Source organism: Streptomyces niphimycinicus (assembly GCF_018883605.1).
GTDB lineage: Bacteria > Actinomycetota > Actinomycetes > Streptomycetales > Streptomycetaceae > Streptomyces > Streptomyces niphimycinicus.
This window is the reverse complement of sequence record NZ_JAHLEM010000442.1, coordinates 1-1,333: the sequence shown is the minus strand read 5'-3', so window position 1 is coordinate 1,333 and position 1,333 is coordinate 1. Positions and strand designations below refer to the sequence as shown.

Sequence of the window (1,333 nt, the reverse complement as noted above, 5' to 3'; positions counted from 1 at the left end):
TCAAGCGCATCCGCGAACACCGGATAGGCGTCGTACAGCTCACGCCCCATCCCCAGCCGCTGACTCCCCTGCCCCGTGAACAGGAACGCCAGCTCACCCTCGGCAACCGTCCCCTCGACCAGCCCCGGCCCGGACTCACCCCGCGCCAGCGCCTCCAGCCCGGACAGCAGCCCGGCGCGGTCCTCGCCCACGACCACCGCGCGGCGCTCCAGCGCCGCCCGGCCGGTGGCCAGCGAGTAGGCCACATCGGTGGTGCCGAGGGCGGGTTCGCGGTCGAGGTGGGAGGCGAGGCGGCGGGCGTTGTCGCGCAGCGCCGCCGCGTTCCCGGCGGACAGGGTCCACGGCAGCACGGTGGCGGTGACGACCGCCGCCGGGGTGGCGTCCTCGTCGGTGGCCGACGGCTCCTCGGCCTCCGGCTCGGGGGCCTGCTCCAGGATGGTGTGGGCGTTGGTGCCGCTCACGCCGAAGGCCGAGACACCGGCCCGGCGCGGCCTGCCGGTCTCGTCCCAGGGGCGGGCCTCGGTCAGCAGGGACACTTCGCCCGCCGACCAGTCGACGGTCGGGGACGGCTGGTCGACGTGGAGGGTCTTGGGCAGGATGCCGTGGCGTATCGCCATGACCATCTTGATGACGCCCGCGACACCCGCCGCCGCCTGGGCGTGGCCCAGGTTGGACTTGAGCGAGCCCAGCCACAGCGGCCGGCCCTCGGGCCGCTCCTGGCCGTAGGTGGCCAGCAGCGCCTGCGCCTCGATGGGGTCGCCGAGCGTGGTGCCCGTGCCATGCGCCTCGACGACGTCGATCTCGGCGGCGGACAGCCGGGCGTTCTCCAGGGCCTGGCGGATGACGCGCCGCTGCGAGGGGCCGTTGGGCGCCGTCAAGCCATTCGACGCGCCGTCCTGGTTCACCGCGCTGCCGCGCACCACGGCCAGCACCGGGTGACCGTTCCTGCGCGCGTCCGACAGCCGCTCGACCAGCAGCACGCCGACGCCCTCGGACCAGCCGGTGCCGTCCGCCGAGGCGGCGAAGGACTTGCAGCGGCCGTCGGGGGCGAGGCCGCGCTGGCGGCTGAACTCCACGAAGACGTCGGGGTTGGGCATCACCGTGACGCCGCCGACGAGGGCGAGCGAGCATTCGCGCTGCCGCAGCGCCTGGGCCGCCCAGTGCAGCGCGACCAGCGACGACGAGCAGGCCGTGTCGATGGTGGCGGCCGGGCCCTCCAGGCCGAAGGTGTAGGCGATACGGCCGGAGAGCACACTGGTGGCGCCGCCGGTGAGCAGCAGCCCCTCCAACTCCTCCGGCGCGCCCGAGACATCCGAGCCATAACCCATGGCCG

1 protein-coding gene is annotated in these 1,333 nt (G+C 74.6%); it reads right to left on the bottom strand.

From position 1 onward, the window contains the following. Positions 1–1,333: beta-ketoacyl synthase N-terminal-like domain-containing protein (locus KN815_RS31885; RefSeq protein ID WP_216345335.1), on the bottom strand; the 1,333-nt coding region annotated here is incomplete at both ends.